The sequence below is a fragment of the Arthrobacter bambusae genome, from assembly GCF_022606295.1.
GTDB lineage: Bacteria > Actinomycetota > Actinomycetes > Actinomycetales > Micrococcaceae > Arthrobacter > Arthrobacter bambusae_A.
Map to the genome: position 1 here is coordinate 1 of NZ_JAHHZS010000006.1, position 18,254 is coordinate 18,254.

Here is an 18,254-nt window from a genome sequence, read left to right on the forward strand (position 1 = left end):
GGATGACTCCCGCAACGATGGTCCCCGGCCGAACAGGCCGGGGACCATCCCCCCGCCCACCTGAACCAAGCACCTACGATGAGGAACAACGGCCCGAATCCCTACGACATCCTGCATATCGACCCGACCGCCACGGCGCGTGAGGTGACCCGCGCCTACCGCACGCTCGTGCGCGGCCGGCACCCGGACACCCGGCCTGCCCGTGTGGCTCGTGATCCCGGTCCGGCGGAACCGGAATTGCAGGAGGAGCTCCAGGAGCTGCAGGACATCATGGCTGCCTATGCCATCCTCAGCAACCGGGAAAAGCGGGCGACCTACGACCGGGAACACCGGCAGCCAACTACGGACACGAAGCGGCAGCGGCCGGACGAAGCCTCCGTGTGGACCTCAGAGCAGGTACTACCCGCCGCCTCGCTGCTGATTGGACCGGTTATCCGGGAGCCGCCCGGCGGACGGTCCCCGGGATCGCCGGGCTGGCACTGTTTAAATCTCCCAAACGGTTACACGCTGATCCTGCGGATAGGGCGCTGAGCGCCCAAAGCCACCCACGCAATCACTAGGAGCCTCCATGAGTACCTGAGCTCATTCGACAATCAATTGATGCACGCGTTCTGCGAACGCTTCGAACAGCGCTGGGGCAAAGGAACAGCGCCAAGGAGTTCGCCTAAGGAACCCAGCACTGAATACCGTACCCGGACTGGCCGGAAGCTTCCTGCCATGGTCCGGGCCCTGATGGACAATACCCGGATGAGAAATCAATGACCCGGAGCGCACCATGACCCCTCCACAGATCAGCCAGTTCCTCGAGGATTGCATCATCAAAGATGACACGAACGATTCAGGACTCAACGCCGACGCGTTCTATGGGCTCTACGTCAGCTGGTGCTCCCTTAACCGCAAAGTCCCCCTCCCCGACCACGCCTTTCGCACGGCCCTCCGGATCGCGGGCCTCCAGACGGAAAAGAACGGGAAAGGCAAGAAGGGCGTCTTCCAAGGCTTGCGTATGACAGGGCCGGCAGCAGTGGACTACATCCTCAACAGCAGCGACTAAACCCGGACACCATGGCGCCCACGGCATGGCAAGTAGGGCAGTACGGCGGACTGAACGCGCCCGCCGCAGCGGGCCGGCCGGGCTGCGCTCAACGGTCCGCCGACCTACTGAGCGCCGTACCTGGGAAATGAAGCGCGCCAATGCCCGGTGTCACCCTGTGCCGGGCATTGGCGCAGCTACCGCCGAGAGCGTCTTCCAGGAAATCGCCCTCGCGCCGATCGTAAACCGCCGAAACGGCCCGGCGATTGAGTAACGGCTACTTGTTTCTACCGTGAAGGTCCCGGCTTGTACTCCGTCCGGTGTTCCACGCGGCCTCCGCAATAAGGTCTGGCGTTCCTTTCAGTAAGTATACTTACAATATTGTGCTGCACCCTGGGGCAGCACGGTCAAGGACCGTCCACCCGCGAATGCTTTACCCGGAATCTCCTCATGGCCCGGGGCCGGAGCAGCCAAAGGAAGGTTGCCACTCATGAATGACCAACCGAAAAGCGCCAAAGACGTCGGGGTCCTGTTCGATGTGGACGGAACCCTCGTTGATTCCACCTATTTCCACACAATGGCGTGGTGGCAGGCCTTCCGGCAACAGGGGCTGGACGTGCCGATGGCATCAATCCACCGTCACATCGGCATGGGTGGAGACAAACTGCTTGAGCGGCTACTCCCCGCGGACTCCGATCGGGATATCCGCGCTACGGTCGAGCGCGCTCACGGCTCGATATTCTCGACCTTTTGGCCCGCTATCCGCCCTTTCGAATCGGCAAGGACACTCCTGCAAGGGTGCGTGGAATCAGGGTTGGCCGTGGCGTTGGCTTCCTCGGCAAACGAGCGGGATCTTCAGGTGCTCCGAGGCATTCTCGACGCCGAACCCTGGATCGATTGTGCGACAAGTTCGGCCGACGCCGCCGAGAGCAAACCCTCCCCCGACATTCTTCTGGCCGCACTTGAGAAGCTGCATCTAAAGGCCGCAGATGTGGTATTCGTCGGCGATTCCGTCTGGGATGTCAAGGCTGCCGCCCGGCTCGGCATCGAAACGATCGGCCTCACATGCGGCGGAATCAGTGCAGCCGAGCTTTTTGAAGCGGGAGCGGTCGAAGTCTATTCGGGACCAAGAGCACTCCTCCATCGACTGGACGCCAGTTCCATTGGAAAACTTGCCCGCCGGATTGATGGTGCGGAATCCCGCGGAACCGCACCAAGGGCACCTACGGACAACACGTCGGCATAGTCGCCGCAAAAGCATCCCCATCCTCGGCCAGGAAATGCCCCGCAAAGCGCGGCCAAGCCGTTCCCCGGCGCAGTTCGCGGACCTTTCCCACCGGATTCATGGACAAGGGGTTACGCTCGGAAGGTAAGCATGCTTACTATCTTAACTGCCAGTATTTCTGGTTCTTGATCCGCAGCCGACCTTCTTGGAAAGAGAGCGAAGATGACAGAGAACCAATGGGACGGGAATGACACGCCCCCGCCGGCCACCGAGCGACCAGCGGATGCGCAAGTTCACCCGCCGCAGACCCAGAACAGCGGCATGCCGCCGACGGAAACCATCAAGGACGAAGCAGGGAACGTGGCCGAGCAGGCCGGGGACTCTGCGATGAACGTCGTCGAAACCGCGAAATCCGAAGTTGCGAACGTTGCCTCTGAAGTGAATTCAAGCGCAAGGGATCTGTTGGAGCAGGCCAGGCTGGACCTCACGGACCAGGCCGGAAGGCAACAGCAAAAAGTCGCGGCAGGCCTTCGATCCATCTCGGAGGAACTGCATTCCATGGCCACCGCTTCGGAACAACCCGGCGTCGCAACGGATTTGGTGCGGCAAGCCGCCCAACGGTCTTCGTCCGTGGCGACCTGGCTGGAAGACCGGGATCCGGGCTCCCTCCTGGACGAAGTGAAGACCTTCGCGCGACAGCGTCCCGGCGCGTTCCTCCTTCTGGCCGCCGGAGCAGGCGTCCTGGCCGGCCGCCTGAGCCGCGGACTGAGTGCCGGCGCTGAGCGCACTCCGCAAAGAACGGCCCCCGGGCGGGCAGCCGTCCAGCCGAACCGCAGCGGGGACCGGTCTTTCGTCCCCGGGCCAGGGATGACAGTGCCCCCTCCTCCGGTCCAGCTCCCTGGACCCGCCACGACGACCGCTGGATACCCGAACCCCGGCACCGGCCCGGGGGATGGGACCTTTGCGCCTGCAGGCGATCCCGGAACCCTGCCTCAACCCGCGCCGGTCACCGAGCCGGAAGCCGATCCGTGGCCTGACGGCGGGACAGCCGAGGATCCATTCATCCGTGACCGTTCGCACCGTCTTGGTTCTCCTGCTCCCCTGGCAGGAAACGACGCAGCCGACGGCGGGAGCGGGCCCGGCGTCGAGCCCACCAGCGGTGAGTCGCGATGACCGAGAGCCACATCCCGCCGACGCCCGCGCAGGCCAAAGCGGAATCGACATCGCTGGGAGACCTTCTGGGCGAGGTCACGCGGGACATTTCCACGCTGATGCGCCAGGAAGTGGAGCTGGCCAAAGCTGAACTGAAGCAGTCCACGGCGCAGGCAGGCAAAGGTGCCGGAATGCTGGCAGGCGCCGGCGTTGCCGGACATTTTGTCCTCCTCTTCCTTTCCCTCGCCCTTTGGTACGCACTAGGCGAGCTGATGGGCCTGGGCTGGTCCGCCGTCGTCGTGGCTGTCCTCTGGGCGATCGTGGCCGCTGTACTGGCGTCGATAGGCCGAAAGGAACTCAAAGCCGTCAAAGGCATGCCCCAGACAGCCGCAACAGTCCAGGAAATCCCAGAAACACTCAAACCACGCGAGGAGCAACGATGAGTGAAAACCCGGATGATATCCGTTCCGAGATAGAGGAAACCCGCCGGCGCCTTGGTACCAACGTTGACGCAGTGGCAGATAAAGTGACGCCATCTCACGTAGTCCGACGCCAAACCGAAAAAGTCAAAGACGCCGTCTTCGGCGTGAAGGAGAACGTCATGGGTGCTGCGGATGGGCTGGCAGAAGGCGGGCGATCAGCGTTCGACGACGCCGGTGCGGCCATAGGCGACGTGCCGCACCGCCTGGCCGGCAAGGCCCAAGGCAGCCCGTTGGCGGCCGGGTTGATAGCCTTCGGCGCCGGGCTGCTGGTGGCTTCCCTGATCCCGGCAAGCGATAAGGAAAAGGAGGCAGCTGCGGCCCTGAAGGAAGCGGCCGAACCCCTGACCACCGAACTTTCCGCGGCGGCTCAGGACGTGGCCCGGGATCTCCAGGAGCCGGCCCAGGAAGCGCTGGACAACGTGAAGTCCGCGGCCACTGAGGCAGTCGAAAACGTCAAGGAAGAATCCCAGACCGCCGTTTCCGACGTAACGGACAGCACCACAGCGGCCAGGGACAGGATCCATCCGGCCTGATCCACACGGATCCACCACACGGAGGCGTGCTGTCAGGCCAATGCGGCATACAGGACAGTACGCCTCCAGCCCGCTCTGGAATGAGGGACATCCATGACGACGAACAGCCCCGCCGAAAGCAGCAAGGCCAAGGCAGCAACAGCCCCGGATGCCGATGATGCCAGAAAACCGGACAGGCCCACGGACATCGCCAAGCCAACCTGGACCTACATAACCAAGAGGACTTTCCGGGAGTTCGCCAAGGACCAGTGCCCGGACGCCGCCGCGGGGCTGACCTACTACGCGGTGCTTTCCCTTTTCCCTGCATTGCTTGCGCTCGTCTCCCTTCTCGGTATTTTCGGGCAGGCAGGCAAGAGCACCTCCGCGCTCCTGGACCTCCTCCAAGGCATCGCCCCGGGATCCACCATCGCCACCATCCGCCAGCCCATTGAAGAGCTCACGACCTCGACGTCGGCCGGCTTCGCCCTGGTACTCGGTCTCGCCGCTGCGCTGTGGTCGGCGTCCGGATATGTGGGAGCCTTCAGCAGGGCCATGAACCGCGTCTACGAAGTGGACGAAGGGCGCGGGTTCATCAAACTCCGCGCAACCATGCTCGGCGTCACTGTGTTTGCGGTGATGCTCGTGGCCCTGATCGCCGGCATGCTCGTGCTCAGCGGACCCGTGGCCGACGCCGTGGGGAGGGCAGTCAACCTTGGCGGAGACCTCCTGACGGTCTGGAGCTTCGCAAAATGGCCCGTCGTCGTCCTGCTGGTGGTCTTGATCATCGCGGTCTTGTACTACGTCACCCCTAACGTGAAGCAGCCGCGGTTCCGTTGGATGAGCATCGGCTCCTTCATCGCTTTGCTGGCATTCATCCTTGCATCGCTCGGCTTTGGCTTCTACGTGGCCAACTTCAGCAACTACAACAAGACCTACGGGGCAATAGGGGGTGTCATCGTGATGCTCCTGTGGTTATGGATATTGAACATGTCCCTCCTGTTCGGCGCAGAGTTCGACGCCGAAATGGAACGCGGGCGGGAACTGCAGGCAGGAATCGACGCCGAAGAAGCCATCCAGCTCCCGCCTCGCGGAACGAAGCGCAACGGGAAACTTGAGAAACGGGAAGAAGAAGATGTGGTCGACGGCGAAAGGCTTAGCGCGCGACACACCCGGAACGCGGATTGACCCGGACCCGGCCGGCAGCGGACCCGGACCCGGCAGCAGTGATCAGGGTCCGGATCGACGGATGAGCACCAAACGCCAGGCTAATGGACCAGTCCGCCGTTGGCGCCGGCTTTGAGGATGGCTCGGCGTCCGACCTGCGTCCAGCTCCTGACTGAAGGAGGAGGGCCTGGGCAACCTCACGTGGATCATCGTCATGCTGGTCCCGTCACTGAGCGGTCGGGAACGGGCTCAATTCGATTCCGGTGGGTGGCGACCTTGGAACCCCAAAAGTCAAAAGGGCCCCTGAACTGCGTTTCCGCAGCTCAGGGGCCCTTTTCGGGTAGGGCTACCCGGACTTGAACCGAGGACCTTAGGATTATGATTTGGCGTTTTTCATCAGTATTCGGTGGATGTCCAAATTGCCTGGATTCCGGGGCAGAATGGGCCAAACGTGCGCTTTGGGTGCACATCCTTTTTCATCGTGCTTCGTTGTTTCCGGTGGGTAACCGGTGGGCGAATCGCCCCCCGGCGGGGCATGTCGCAGGATTCCGGCGAACCTCTTGAAGTGGCCCAGATCTACCGCCACCGAGTTTCCGCGGTCATGCCGCCTACGTCTTCGCATATCGGCCCTCGAGCATATCGAATCGGGCGACATCTGCGGATCAGCCTGAGCGCGTGGTTGTCTTCGCGCCTGGAAGCCTGGAGCCCAGCGGCTCCAGCATCCCGACGTCCGGGTGGACGGGTCCGCCCCTACCGGCACCGTCACCTGCTGACAGGTGCGCACACCACGGCCCAGCACACGGGCAGCCAGGAGCTTGCTCGGGGCGCCAGGCCGGGTCATGAAGCAAATTGATGCTGCCCGCAGGGAGCCGGGCCGTGAACGAAGCCCCGGGCAGCTGCTGCCCGGGGCTTCAAGGTTTCAGTGATCAATGGTTATTGCAGGGGCTGTGCCCCCGGCCCGTCGCTTGCTGCGACCAGCGGCATAGCCGACGGTCGGTAACGCCGCCGCTTGACCGCCCCTATGGCTGTGTCGAGGATGATGAAAGCCAGCAGGCTCCAGCCCAGCAGCGGCAGGAGCAACCCTAGGGCGACCATCACGGTGAGCGCGGCGAGGACGCCCGCCCAGTGTGCGCGCAGGAATGCCCCGCGGGGTGCGGGACGGCCGAGGGCCCAGTTGCCGCCGCGGGTTGGGCGGCGCTTCCACCACATCACATATCCCCAGACGACCATGGCGGCCAATCCGACGGCCACGGCGAGCAGGAGAAGCTGGTTCGGGAGCCCGAAGAGCAGTCCCATGTGCGCGGCGATGGTCCACCGGGTGAGTTTGGCGGCCGGGCTGAAGTCGTTGAAGTCAGCCCTGCTGGTGATCGTGCCCGTGGAGGGGTCGATTGCGACGGCGCTGGCAGTGCCTGGCCATTCCCTGCCTGCTTCGGTCACGGTCCAGGCCGTGCCCGGCTTGGCCGGGGGTTTGATGTCGATCAGCGGGGCGGTGATGATGTCGGCCCGGGCAATCCGGGCGACATTGTCGTACAGGGCCGGGTCGATGGCTGGCGCGGCGGACGGCGGGCCGGCGGCTCCGTGGCCGGCGTGCTCACCGGCAGGCGCTGAGGCCGTTCCTGTCAGTGCGGTGGAGATCGTGGGTGTAGCCCAGCCCAGTGCGGTGCGCAGGGTCCCGATGTTGGCCCCGGCGTTCGCGGACCAGGTCAGGCCCGTCGCCGAGAGGAACACGAAGGCAACGAGCAGGACGGTGCCTGTGGTGCCGTGCAACCAGAGCAACCGGGCACGCCCGGACGCCGGGCGCGGCTTCGACGCACCTGCTTTCTTGGCGGTGGCCCGGCGGCGGCGGATCCTGTCGATCCACAGCAGCAGGCCTCCGAGGGCGATCACCCAGAGCCAGGACGCCGCCAGTTCACTGTAGACCCGCCCTGGCTCGCCGAGGCCGAGGGAACGGTGGAGATTGTCTATCCAGGTACGCAGGGGCAACGCCCCGCTGCTGCCATAGGTCGGCAGGTCGCCGCGGATTTCAGCCGTGCCGGGATCAACGAACAGTGTCCGGTACTGGGAATCACCCAGGCTCGAGTCCGCGAAAAGGACCCGTGTGGTGTCCTCAGGCCCAGGGGCCGGGCGGACGGTCACCGGGGCGGCACCGCCAACATGTTCGACGGCGGCCTCCACCTGGGCGGAGAGCGGCAAGGGGTGGGTAACGGCCGGGACGTGCAGCTCCCGGGCATAGATGACCGGTTCGAGTTGCGGGGTCATGGCGTACAGGCCGCCAGTGACGGCGGCGACGAGCAGGAACGGCCCGGCAAGGATCCCGGCGTAGAAGTGGATCCGGAGCAGGAAGGCCCGGAACCAGCCACGATCCATCCCCGGACGGGGCAGATCCGGCCCGGTTTGGGGCGGCGTGGTTCGTGCCCCGGCAGGGGGCTTGGTCAAAAGGGTCATGGGTTTTGGTCTTTCAGGAGTTTTGGCAGGCGGCGCAGGGCACGCCTGGGTGCCGCGCCGCTGTCCGCGGGCGGTTGTAGGCCAGATGTTTGGAGACAACCCGAAGGGACCCGTGCCGGTGGTCCGGCACGGGTTGCTTCGGGTGCGTCTGGTGGCGGGTTAGTTGCTCTTGGCCGGGCGGGTGCGGGCCAGCGCGGTGACTCCTGCGGCCAGGCCGATCAGGCCGGCGGCGAGGCCGTACCAGCCGGCCGTGGATCCGCCGTCGCCGGATGCTTTTGCCGCCGCGGGTGCCGCGGCCGCCGGGGTGGCTGCCGGGGTCGCCGAGGCCGAGGACGTGGAGGCCATCGCGGCGTCATCGCTGGCGGTGGTCACGAACGAGGGGGCCGGGTGCGCGGGCTCGGGCTGGCCCTCGACGGTCTTCTCGTCCCACTTCACGACAGTGCCGTCCGTGTAGGTCTGGGTCGCGGGCAGCGTCACGGTGGTGCCGGCGTCGGGCAGGATACCCACGGAGATCGAGAACGTCTGGTATTCGTTCTGCCCGATCTGGTGTGCTGCGTCGGAAGTCCATACCACCGACGTGACGGCCTTGGTCACGGTGGTGCCGGCAACGGTGACCGGTTTTGGCAGCGTGCTCGTCACGAGCTGGGACGTCCAGCCTTCGACGGGCTTCACGGAAACCGCGTTGAACGGAGTGTCCGTGGGAAGTGACACTTCGAGTTTGTTGGTCTTGGCGGTGGGCGATTCATTGGGGACGCTGAAGGTCAGGTGCGTGGAGCCGCCGGCTGCGGGGTCGTCCGGGTCGACGTGGACGTGCGCGGAGGCGGCGGAGACGCCGAAGGCGAGCAGCCCGGCGGCCATCGTGGCGGCGCAGGCGGTCTTGAGGGTACGACGGAAGGAGGTCTTCATGGCAAGGGTGCCTTTCACAAAAAACGGTCTGGGACCCGGCCGGGACTGTGTCCGGCCGGCATAAGCAGCAGTTCTGCCGCCCGGTCCCTGCCCGTATATGAAAGGGTGGGTTTCAGGCGGCGGACACCAACGCCGGCGGGCCCCGCCGGGACGGCAGTCGAAGTCCCAGACGATCCACGGGTAGAACGGCAGGCACGAAGGACGGTCCTGGAAGCCGCGGCGTTTGGATGGCAGGCGCCTCGGGCAGCTGGACGAGGGGGCGCAGCCAAGCCGCCAGCGCCGAAAGCGCATGTTCACCGCGGGCAAGCACCAGCGCGGTCACCAGTGTCGCCACCGCGTGGGCGGCGAACATCTGCCACCCGCTTTGGTCCGCGGGGGTGGCAGCGGCAGCACCGAACGCTTCCGGGGGCAGTGCGGCGGGCGCATGTCCGGCGTGGCCGGATGCTGGCGGCACGCCTGGGGCAGCCCCGTCGGACAGTGCGTGGAAGGCCCAGTGAAGCCAGGCTTGTCCGGCGCCGAGGATCGCGGCGAGGACGGGCATCGACAAGCGGAAGCGCGTGAACACGGCGACCGGGAGCACCGTCAACGCGCACAGCGCCGCCAGAATGGCAGGCTCGGGCAGGCGACCGCCGCCAGCAAGGTGCCCACCCGCGGCCAGGCCCAGGATGAGGGAGCCGATCACCCCGGTGCGGAGGATCCGGAAAGAAGCACGCGTCGTCATCGGCGGTCCTTTCCGGGTTCACAAGTCAGTGCGGGATTCCCCAAAATTCTACGGTCGCCCCGGTGCCTGGGCGTCAACGGGATCAATCATGACAAGCCAGGTGGTCCTACCCGTCGTCCCCCGACTCGTCCGCTGGTTCGTTGCCTGTTTCATTCCCGGAGAGGCGGCGGCGCACATACATGCCTCCAGCCAGCAGTCCGGCCGCCAGCACACCCGCCACTACTACGGCCACCGGCCAGGGAAAGCCGGTGGACCCGGCAGGCTCGGGAACCGCGCCTGGGCTCGCCGACCCCGCAGTGGCGCCCGGCCCCGCCGTGAAGGTGAAGGACCCCTCGATCGGATGCGTATCCGAGGACACAATCCGCCAAACCACGGTATACCGCCCGGGAGGAGCGTCGGCCTTCACGGCCTGCGAGACAAGGTTGTCCACGATCGACACCGGCCCGTCGGCCTGGTTCGTCCCGTTCGCGTCCTTGACCAGGATCTGGGAACCGAGCGCGATCGGCGTGTTGTTGAACGTCAACCGCACCACGGACGGAACCGTCGCAACCACCGACCCGTTCGCCGGTTCCGTACCCTCAAGCACGTCATGCGCAAAGGCCGATGACACCGGCGACAAAGCAAGAACCCCCAACAGTCCCACCAGGAAGAAGCCCGCTAACGCCCGCGGCAACCGCCCGGCACGGTATCGAGCGCCCATGCCCAACCTCCTCCATCACCGACCCACAATTTCTACCCAGTGTGGAACGAAATGGGCGTTGACGGGCAGTGCGTGCATCAGCGTGACAACATCCCGGACACCGGGCGAGGCGACGTTCCCGGAAAGTGTTCCTTCGGAAGCGTCTTCGCGAGGTATATAAAACCAACCTCGGACGGTTCATGCACAGGACCGTGTCGAGTCAACTTCTCCTCCGGTGTCCGTTGTGACCGGCCCGTTGCTCATCGGGCGTCCTGTGTGCTGCAGAGTGCACAGAGGCCGAAGACATCCCAGGCGGGGTCCGCCTGGACGAAACCCCGTTCTGCGGCAGCCGTGCGGAGGGCAGCGTCGGCTTCCGTGAGCTCCAGTTCGACGGTCCGGCCACAGGAACGGCACACGAGGTGGTGATGGATTCCCTCGGGCGAGTGGCAGGTGTGGTAGAGGGTGGTGCCGTCGGGTCCGTGGAGCACATCGGCGAGCCCTGCTTCGCAGAGTCCGGCGAGATTCCGGTAGACGGTGGAGAGGCCGATCGGTGTGCCCTGCTGCTCAAGGATCCGATGCAGGGCCTGGGCGCTCAGGTATCCTTCCCGCCCCTCCAGTGCCGCTCGCACGGCCTCCTGCTTGCGGGTCTTTCGTCTATTCACGGCCGCGACGCCCCCTTCCGTGCGCTCCGGCCCCCCGACCGAAGGGCGGTTCAGTTCGATTGACAATGATAACCATTCTCATGTAACTAGTTGAGTGTAAGGCACACACCGGCCCCCAGCCCCGAAGAATGGACCCCTGATGTACCGTCGATTTCCCTCTGCTATTTTTGTTGCCGCCCTCGCGGCGATCGCCCTTGCCGGCTGCGGCACGGGGGCGTCCGCTTCGTCTCCGGCCACCGGGAGTTCTGCCGCGTCGGTCCAGGTGATTCCCGTGGCTGCCAGCACGGATGCGTGGGGAAGTATCCTTTCGGAACTCGGGGGGACACACGTGCAGGCGACCTCGATCATCAACAACCCGGACACGGACCCCCACGCCTACGAGCCCACCCCGGCAGACGCGCGCACGATCGCGGCCTCCAAGGTTTTTGTTGAGAACGGGATCGGCTACGACAGCTGGGCGGCAAAGGCCGTGGCCGCGAACCCCACCGCCGACCGATCCGTGGTGGAGGTGGGGGCGGTGACCGGCACCCCGGATGACGGCAACCCGCACCAGTGGTACGCACCGGAGAGCGTGGGCAAGGTCGCGGACGCGATCACTGCGGCACTGAAGAAGGCCGATCCGTCGAGCGCGGCCTACTTCGACGCCCAGCGGGCCGATTTCGATTCAAAGGCACTGGCGGATTACCACGCCACGATCGCCGAGATCAAGGCAAAGTACGCCGGAACGCCGGTCGGGGCGAGCGAGAGCATCTTTGCTCCGATGGCATCCGCGCTTGGGCTGAACCTCATCACACCGGCGAGCTTCCTGAAGGCCATCAGCGAGGGGACGGACCCTTCGCCGGCAGATCTGGCGACGATCAAGTCCCAGATCACGGGCAAGCAGCTGAAGGTATACGTGTTCAACAGCCAGAACTCCACTCCCGACGTCGCCGCGCAGGTCGACGCGGCCAAGGCGGCCGGTATCCCGGTCAGCGCAGTCACCGAGACCCTGAGCCCCAAGGGCGCCACCTTCCAGGACTGGCAGACAACGCAACTCAAGGCCCTTGAGACGGCGCTAGCGCAGGCCACCGGGAAATGACAGATGAACCGGCGGTCCGCTTCCGCGGCGCGGCCGCTGCGGTCGGGGGCCGAACCGTCTGGACCGGCGTCGATTTCACGGTCGACGCTGGCCAGTTCGTGGCCGTCCTCGGACCCAACGGGGCCGGGAAGTCGACCTTGCTGAAGGCCATCCTCGGCCTGGTCCCGGTCAGCTCCGGAACCATCACCGTCTTCGGCAGGAAGCCGGGGCAGGACCGGTCCAGGACCGGCTACCTGCCCCAGCGGCACGCATTCGGATCGTCCGTGCGCATTCGCGGGACCGACATCGTGCGCCTGGGCCTGGACGGCGAACGCTGGGGCACCCCCCTTCCAGGCTGGCTCCGGGGCTCCAAGGGCCGCGGGGCCACAGCGCGGGTCAAGGAAGCCATCCGGGTCGTCGGCGCCGAGAGCTACGCCAACCGGCCGATCGGCCAGTGTTCCGGCGGCGAGCAGCAGCGGCTGCTCATCGCCCAAGCCCTCGTACGCCGCCCGGAGCTGCTGGTTCTGGACGAGCCTCTAGACTCCCTGGACGTCACCAACCAAAGGTCCGTCAGCGCCCTCATCCAAGGCGTGTGCCGCAGCAAAGGTGTCACTGTGATGATGGTCGCCCACGATGTGAACCCGATCCTTCCCTACCTCGACCAGGTGGTCTACCTCGGTCACGGCAGCGCAATCACCGGCACCCCCGAGCAAGTGATCACGCCCGAGGCCCTGACCACCCTCTACAACACACCGGTAGACGTCCTGCGCGACCGGGCGGGCCGGCTTGTCGTCATCGGCCAGCCCGACGCCCCTCCCGAACACCCCCACGGCCCGCAGGTGCATACATGAATCCCGCAGGCTTCCTCGCGGAGCTCTTCGCCTACCCCTTCATGGTCAACGCGTTCCAGGCCGGCACCATCGTGGCCGTCGCGGCCGGAGCCATAGGCTGGTTCATGGTCCAGAGACGGCAATCATTCGCCGGCCACACCCTGGCCGTCATCGGATTCCCCGGAGCCGCAGGAGCGACGCTGCTTGGCCTGAGCCCGGCGGTTGGATACTTCGTGGCCTGCATCGGCGGCGCGATGGTCATTGCTGCGCTTCCGGCCACCGGCCGGGCCGGGAGCGAGCTCGGAGGCGCCAGCGAGGAATCAGCAGCCATCGGCACAGTCCAGGCCTTCGCCCTGGCTTGCGGGTTCCTCTTCGTCAGCCTCTACAAGGGCTTCCTGGGCGGCCTGAACAACCTCCTCTTCGGAACCATCACCGGGGTCACTACCGGCCAGGTGACCCTGCTCGCCGGCGCGGGCCTCGTGAGCCTCGCGGTCCTGGCAAGCATCGCCCGGCCACTGCTCTTCTCTTCGATCGACCCAGCCATCGCCGGGTCACGCGGTGTCCCCGTCCGGGCGGTCTCGGCCGCTTTCCTCGTCCTCCTGGGAGTCGCCGCGGCCGGCACCAGCCAAGTCACCGGGAGCCTTCTCGTGTTCGCCCTGCTCGTCGCCCCCGCAGCCACCGCAACCCGGCTCACTGCCAGGCCGGTTCTAGGGATCGCCCTCTCGATCGTGATCGCCCTGGCCGCAACCTGGGCAGGGGAAGCGATCGCATACTTCTCCCTGTATCCCATCGGGTTCTGGGTTGCCTCCCTGGCCTTCGCCGCCTTCGTGGCAGCCAGTGCCTGGCAGGCAGCCCGCGAGCACCGGGGCCGCCGCCGGGCTCTCTCCAACGCGGGGGTGTGGGCGTGACCGGCATCGCGACCCTCGGCACCGGAGCGTGGATACTCTCCCAGCCCTTCATGCAGAACGCCTTCATCGCCGGGACCGCGGTGGCCCTGCTAGCGGGGCTCGTCGGGCATTTCGTGGTCCTCCGAGGACAAGTATTCGCCGGCGACGCGCTCTCCCACGTCGCCTACACCGGAGCCCTCGCCGCCCTCGCCGCAGGCCTGGACCTACGCCTCGGACTGTTCACCGCGACGATCGGGATCGGGTTCGCCCTCGGCCTGTTCGGCGGACGCGGAGCATCCGACGACGTCGTCATCGGCACGACCTTTGCCTGGATCCTCGGACTCGGGGTGTTCTTTCTCTCGATCTACACCACCCGGAGCAGCACGAGCGACAGCACCGCGAACGTAAAGGTCCTCTTCGGCTCGATCCTGGGCATCAGTTCCGCCGCAGCCCAGTCCGAGGCGTGGACAGCGGCAGGCCTGATCCTGGTGCTGCTCGCCATCGCCAGGCCCCTGCTCTTCGCCTCCCTCGATCCCGCCGGGGCCTCGGCACGAGGGATCCCCGTGCGGTTCCTCGGCCCTTTTTTCCTAGCCCTCCTCGGCGCGACAGCGGCAACGGCCAGCCAGCTCGTCGGCGCGCTCCTGGTCTTCGGTCTCCTCGCCGCTCCCCCTGCGGCAGCCCGCAAGCTGACAGACCGGCCATGGACCGGCTTCTGGCTCTCCGGCGCCCTTGCCGTTGCCGCCGTGTGGGCCGGGCTGGCACTCGCCTACTGGGTGCCCGCGTTGCCCTCCAGCTTCACCATCACAGGTGCAGCTTCGCTCGAATACGCCATCGCGGCAGCAGCATCCTGGATCCTCTCGCGCCGCTCGCCCATCCCGGCGTCGCCGGATTCCTCGAACCCCGAAGCCAGGCAGGACGCCGGCGAGACAATCGGCTCCCGACACCAGTAGCGTGTCGCTTGGTGTCTGGGTTTGGGGGGGGTCCTCGAGCCCTGCGCGGAAACCGTTGCCCTCTGGCATAAGAACATGCTTATATCTTTATATGGGTCCAGACGAGGAGTCCCTTGCCGGGGCGGCAGAGCTGTTCAAAGCTCTGTCGGCCACATCGCGGCTTCTCATCCTGTCCGCGCTTGCCCACGAGCCCTCGTCCGTAAGCGCACTGACTGAGGCGACAAAGTTGTCTCAGCCCTTGGTCTCCCAGCATCTGCGGTTGCTCCGGGGGGTCAACCTGGTCACGGCATCCAGGTCCGGGCGCGAAACGATTTACTCCCTGACCGACCATCACGTGGCCCACGTCATCCAAGACGCCATCACACACAGCCAGGAACGCTAGAGCCGGTCCACGCCCGGCGCAGACAAAGGAGGACACCATGACCGAGGAAGTCAAGGCTGAACATACACTTGCCGAGCACCAGCACGGCGGCCCGGACTGTGGGCACGCCACGGTCCAGCACGGCGACCACGTGGACTACATCCACGACGGCCACCGGCACGCCGAGCACGAAGGCCACTACGACGAACACGACGATCCGGCCGAGCACACCCCGGCCGAGCACCAGCACGGCGGCCCGGACTGCACGCATGACGCTGTCCAGCATGGGGACCATGTGGACTACGTCCATGACGGCCACCGGCACGCCGAGCATGAGGGCCATTACGACGAACACTAGTACTGCACAGTGAGCGGCGCGGCGGCAACGCTCCGTAGCCCTTCACCGTTGTTGGCGTCCAATTTGGTAGCGGAATGGTGCTCTGGGCGCGCAGACCTTCCCCTTCATGGACCACGTTCGCATTGCGACTCACTCAGGTCCTGTTGGCATGGGGGTTGAACTGCCGAATAATACATAGTTGCGTGTATACATCCGTCGATGTACTTTTACTGCATGGAAACCCTCACCCACGCCCCGGTGCTGGCTCGCTTCGGCTACGCCGTCTCCGACCCCACCAGGGCGCGGATCCTTCTGGCCCTGGCGGCGGAGCCCGGCTACCCGTCCGATCTCGCAGTCTCACTCGGGGTATCGCGTCAGAGCATGTCCAACCACCTGACGTGCCTTCGTGGTTGCGGACTGGTGGTGGCTGTTCCTGACGGTCGGCGGACCCGGTATGAGCTCGCCGACGCCCGGCTGGGCAGCGCGATCACGGATTTGCTTGGAGTGGTGCTGGCCGTGGACCCGGCGTGCTGCGCCCCTGACGGCAAGTGCCTGGCATGACATCGAGCAGCCTTTCGTCGCCCTCCGTCGTCCGGCGCGCCGTGCTGAGCCGTCGCGTGCGCCTGTTCGCATCAGCGACCATCACCTACAACGTCATAGAGGCCATCGTGGCACTCTGGGCCGGTGGCGTGGCGGATTCGTCGGCACTGATCGGCTTCGGACTCGATTCGGTGATCGAAGTGGCCTCTGCCGCTGCTTTGTCCTGGCAGTTTTCCGCCAAGGACCCCGAACGACGCGAGCACCTGACGCTGCGCATCATCGCGGTCTCCTTCTTCGCGCTGGCCGCGTTCGTCACCGTGGACTCGCTCCGCTCCCTGACCGGTGGAGGCGAAGCGCAGCGCTCCGCACCGGGCATCGTCATCGCGGCCCTGAGCCTTGCCGTCATGCCCGTCCTGTCCTGGCTGCAACGCCGCACCGGCCGTGAACTAGGTTCACGGACTGCCGTAGCAGATTCCAAACAGACCCTGCTTTGCACCTATCTCTCCGCTGTCCTCCTCGCTGGTCTGGTGCTCAACAGCGCCCTGGGCTGGTGGTGGGCCGACGCGGGTGCCGCCATGGTCATCGCCCTGGCCGCGGCCCGCGAAGGCATGGACGCCTGGCGCGGAGAGGCCTGTTGCGTTCCTCAACCCGGCAATCAGGAATCGGCTGTCGATCCAGACGCAGCTGACGGTTACGGCGTGGTTCAGCCAGACACAGCGAAGTCAGCCGGAAACGACGTGGAACCAGGGAGCAGCACCGGGACAACCAACGGGTGTTGCCCCGAATGTTCAACGGAAACGGCCCACCGCGGCAGCCCGCCATCGCCCCGATTGGGCCTCCGGAAGATCCCGTAGACCAAGGTTTCGCAGTCAGTGCTGCGGGCAGAGCCCCTGTTCAACAAATCCTGGGACCTCCGCCCCCAGCAAGGGGCGTCAATCCTGCCGCCTTAAGCGGTACACACGACCAGAAAGAGACACTTCATGCCCGCCAGTAAAGAACAAGGTAGCCGCGGAACGGGAGCGCCGCCGCGAGCGAGAACTCGCCTGCACTTCTTCCTGCTGCCCACTTGATGCGCCGGCCCCTGCCGCATCGACGCCGCGCCACCACTTAGGGCCCTCAGTCGGTGGCCGGCCATATTGCGCTGACCCGCAGCCGGCCTCAGGAGGGGGCATTCGTATTGCCGGCCGTCCCCGTCGGCGTCGGTGTCGGTGACCCCGTCGGAGTCGGTGTCGGCGAGCCCGACGGCGTCGAAGTCGGCGAGCCCGTCCCCTTCGGCGTCGAAGTCGGCGAGCCCGTCCCCTTCGGCGTCGAAGTCGGCGAGCCCGTCCCCTTCGGCGTCGAAGTCGGCGAGCCCGTCCCCGTCCCCGTCGGCGCCGGCGTCCGTGAACCACTCGGTGTCGGTGTCGGTGAGCCCGTCCCCGTCGGCGTCGGAGTCGGCGAGCCCGTAGACGTCGCTGAACCCGTGGGGGTGGCTGTCGGCGTTCGCGTCGGCGTGCCTGTGGGGCTCTGCGTTGCGCTTGGTGACGCGGGAGGCGGGGTACTCGGCTGGGCCGGGACCTTGCCCTCCTGGACGCCGCCCGTGACGGTCTGTGTGGGCGGCGCGGCCCCCGGGTCAGTGGGCACGGCTCCCGGGACGGACCAGACAGACCCCGGCGAGGTGGCAGTTCCGGAACCTGGCTGATAGCTGACCATCGGGATGTCGCCGAGGGGATCCACCTGCTTGGTGGGCAGGAACGTCCAGTTCATCGGGTTGGTGTAGACGCCGTTGAGATGGGTCTCGAAGTGCAGATGGCAACCAGTCGAGGAGCCCGTGGTTCCGACTTTGGCGATGACCTCGCCTACCCGGACCGATTGCCGGTTGGCGACGGCGATTCCTTGCAGGTGGTTGTACGTGGTGACGAGGCCGTTGCCGTGGTCGATTTCCACGCGATTGCCGCCGCCCCACGGGTGCCATCCCACGGCCCGGACCACGCCGGCGTCGGCTGCGTAGACGAGGGTGCCGCAGGGCGCGGCGAAATCCTGGCCCCAGTGGAACTCTCCCGGCAATCCGGTGAAGGGGTCGATCCTGAACCCGAAAGGAGAGCTCCGAACCAGCACTTTGAGCGGCGCGTACAGTTTTCCGGCGCCCGGCCGGTCGAGGGAGCTCGAAGCGACGTTGAGGTTCCCGGTTCCGTCCTTGCCGAGCGCCTGGACCGCAGAGCGCTCAAACGACACGGCGCCGTTGTCGGACGCCGGCACAGGTCCCGACGACGAACTTGTGGGGGATGTCCCCCGCACTACGGGAGCGGCGCCACCGGTGACACGCCTACCGAGT

The 18,254-nt window shown here is 66.1% G+C and carries 21 protein-coding genes; 15 read left to right on the forward strand and 6 right to left on the reverse strand.

Translation table 11 applies throughout. From position 1 onward, the window contains the following. The first annotated feature begins 78 nt into the window (after positions 1-78). The 7 genes from KNN17_RS05655 to KNN17_RS05685 all read left to right on the forward strand — a co-directional run bounded on the left by KNN17_RS05655 (position 79) and on the right by KNN17_RS05685 (position 5,586). Positions 79-531 carry a J domain-containing protein gene (locus KNN17_RS05655; RefSeq protein ID WP_241707847.1) on the forward strand — a complete coding sequence of 151 codons (453 nt, stop codon included), beginning with the start codon at positions 79-81 and terminating at the stop codon, positions 529-531. Positions 532-775: 244 nt separating this feature from the next. Beyond that, complete coding sequence (locus KNN17_RS05660; protein WP_241707848.1) at positions 776-1,051, forward strand: hypothetical protein; 276 nt, start codon at positions 776-778, stop codon at positions 1,049-1,051. 469 nt (positions 1,052-1,520) lie between these two features. Beyond that, positions 1,521-2,276: an HAD family hydrolase gene (locus KNN17_RS05665; RefSeq protein ID WP_241707849.1), complete on the forward strand. Its 756-nt coding sequence runs from the start codon at positions 1,521-1,523 to the stop codon at positions 2,274-2,276. 201 nt (positions 2,277-2,477) lie between these two features. Next, on the forward strand, positions 2,478-3,428 hold the full coding sequence (locus KNN17_RS05670) for a hypothetical protein (RefSeq protein ID WP_241707850.1): 951 nt from the start codon (positions 2,478-2,480) through the stop codon (positions 3,426-3,428). Beyond that, positions 3,425-3,850, forward strand: a complete 426-nt coding sequence (locus tag KNN17_RS05675) for a phage holin family protein (RefSeq protein WP_241707851.1) — start codon at positions 3,425-3,427, stop codon at positions 3,848-3,850. The genes KNN17_RS05670 and KNN17_RS05675 overlap by 4 nt, the downstream gene beginning before the upstream one ends. Beyond that, positions 3,847-4,422 (forward strand): DUF3618 domain-containing protein, encoded by a 576-nt coding sequence (locus KNN17_RS05680; protein ID WP_241707852.1) that lies wholly within the window; start codon positions 3,847-3,849, stop codon positions 4,420-4,422. The genes KNN17_RS05675 and KNN17_RS05680 overlap by 4 nt, the downstream gene beginning before the upstream one ends. Positions 4,423-4,515: 93 nt before the next feature. After that, a complete protein-coding gene (locus KNN17_RS05685) occupies positions 4,516-5,586 on the forward strand; it encodes a YihY/virulence factor BrkB family protein (protein ID WP_241707853.1) in 1,071 nt (356 codons plus the stop codon). Positions 5,587-6,498: 912 nt separating this feature from the next. Here KNN17_RS05685 and KNN17_RS05690 read toward each other — a convergent pair. From KNN17_RS05690 to KNN17_RS05710, 5 genes are all read right to left on the reverse strand, one after another. Next, positions 6,499-8,010: a PepSY-associated TM helix domain-containing protein gene (locus tag KNN17_RS05690; protein WP_241707854.1), complete on the reverse strand. Its 1,512-nt coding sequence runs from the start codon at positions 8,008-8,010 to the stop codon at positions 6,499-6,501. Between the two features lie 159 nt (positions 8,011-8,169). After that, a complete protein-coding gene (locus tag KNN17_RS05695; RefSeq protein WP_241707855.1) occupies positions 8,170-8,916 on the reverse strand; it encodes a YcnI family copper-binding membrane protein in 747 nt (248 codons plus the stop codon). A gap of 112 nt (positions 8,917-9,028) precedes the next feature. Continuing rightward, positions 9,029-9,637: a hypothetical protein gene (locus tag KNN17_RS05700; protein WP_241707856.1), complete on the reverse strand. Its 609-nt coding sequence runs from the start codon at positions 9,635-9,637 to the stop codon at positions 9,029-9,031. A 106-nt stretch (positions 9,638-9,743) separates the two neighbouring features. Continuing rightward, positions 9,744-10,337 (reverse strand): copper resistance CopC family protein, encoded by a 594-nt coding sequence (locus KNN17_RS05705; RefSeq protein ID WP_241707857.1) that lies wholly within the window; start codon positions 10,335-10,337, stop codon positions 9,744-9,746. A gap of 239 nt (positions 10,338-10,576) precedes the next feature. Further along, entirely contained in the window at positions 10,577-10,978 is a 402-nt protein-coding gene (locus KNN17_RS05710; RefSeq protein WP_241707858.1) for a Fur family transcriptional regulator, read from the reverse strand. Positions 10,979-11,117: 139 nt separating this feature from the next. On the opposite strand from KNN17_RS05710, the gene KNN17_RS05715 reads away from it, so the two are divergent. The 8 genes from KNN17_RS05715 (at position 11,118) to KNN17_RS05750 (ending at position 16,794) form a co-directional block, all read left to right on the forward strand. Next, on the forward strand, positions 11,118-12,056 hold the full coding sequence (locus KNN17_RS05715) for a metal ABC transporter solute-binding protein, Zn/Mn family (protein WP_241707859.1): 939 nt from the start codon (positions 11,118-11,120) through the stop codon (positions 12,054-12,056). After that, a complete protein-coding gene (locus KNN17_RS05720) occupies positions 12,053-12,886 on the forward strand; it encodes a metal ABC transporter ATP-binding protein (protein WP_241707860.1) in 834 nt (277 codons plus the stop codon). The genes KNN17_RS05715 and KNN17_RS05720 overlap by 4 nt, the downstream gene beginning before the upstream one ends. Continuing rightward, on the forward strand, positions 12,883-13,773 hold the full coding sequence (locus KNN17_RS05725) for a metal ABC transporter permease (RefSeq protein WP_241707861.1): 891 nt from the start codon (positions 12,883-12,885) through the stop codon (positions 13,771-13,773). The genes KNN17_RS05720 and KNN17_RS05725 overlap by 4 nt, the downstream gene beginning before the upstream one ends. Next, the gene (locus tag KNN17_RS05730; RefSeq protein WP_241707862.1) at positions 13,770-14,702 is read left to right on the forward strand and encodes a metal ABC transporter permease; all 933 of its coding nucleotides are present in this window, start codon (positions 13,770-13,772) and stop codon (positions 14,700-14,702) included. The genes KNN17_RS05725 and KNN17_RS05730 overlap by 4 nt, the downstream gene beginning before the upstream one ends. Positions 14,703-14,793: 91 nt before the next feature. After that, complete coding sequence (locus tag KNN17_RS05735) at positions 14,794-15,084, forward strand: ArsR/SmtB family transcription factor (RefSeq protein WP_241707863.1); 291 nt, start codon at positions 14,794-14,796, stop codon at positions 15,082-15,084. A gap of 37 nt (positions 15,085-15,121) precedes the next feature. After that, entirely contained in the window at positions 15,122-15,421 is a 300-nt protein-coding gene (locus KNN17_RS05740) for a hypothetical protein (protein ID WP_241707864.1), read from the forward strand. A 213-nt stretch (positions 15,422-15,634) separates the two neighbouring features. Continuing rightward, on the forward strand, positions 15,635-15,961 hold the full coding sequence (locus KNN17_RS05745; protein ID WP_241707865.1) for an ArsR/SmtB family transcription factor: 327 nt from the start codon (positions 15,635-15,637) through the stop codon (positions 15,959-15,961). Then, positions 15,958-16,794, forward strand: coding sequence for a cation diffusion facilitator family transporter (locus tag KNN17_RS05750; protein WP_241707866.1), 837 nt, complete (start codon positions 15,958-15,960; stop codon positions 16,792-16,794). The genes KNN17_RS05745 and KNN17_RS05750 overlap by 4 nt, the downstream gene beginning before the upstream one ends. Before the next feature lie 304 nt (positions 16,795-17,098). Here the strand turns inward: KNN17_RS05750 and KNN17_RS05755 are convergent, their stop codons facing one another. Next, complete coding sequence (locus KNN17_RS05755; protein ID WP_241707867.1) at positions 17,099-18,154, reverse strand: M23 family metallopeptidase; 1,056 nt, start codon at positions 18,152-18,154, stop codon at positions 17,099-17,101. Positions 18,155-18,254: the final 100 nt, after the last annotated feature.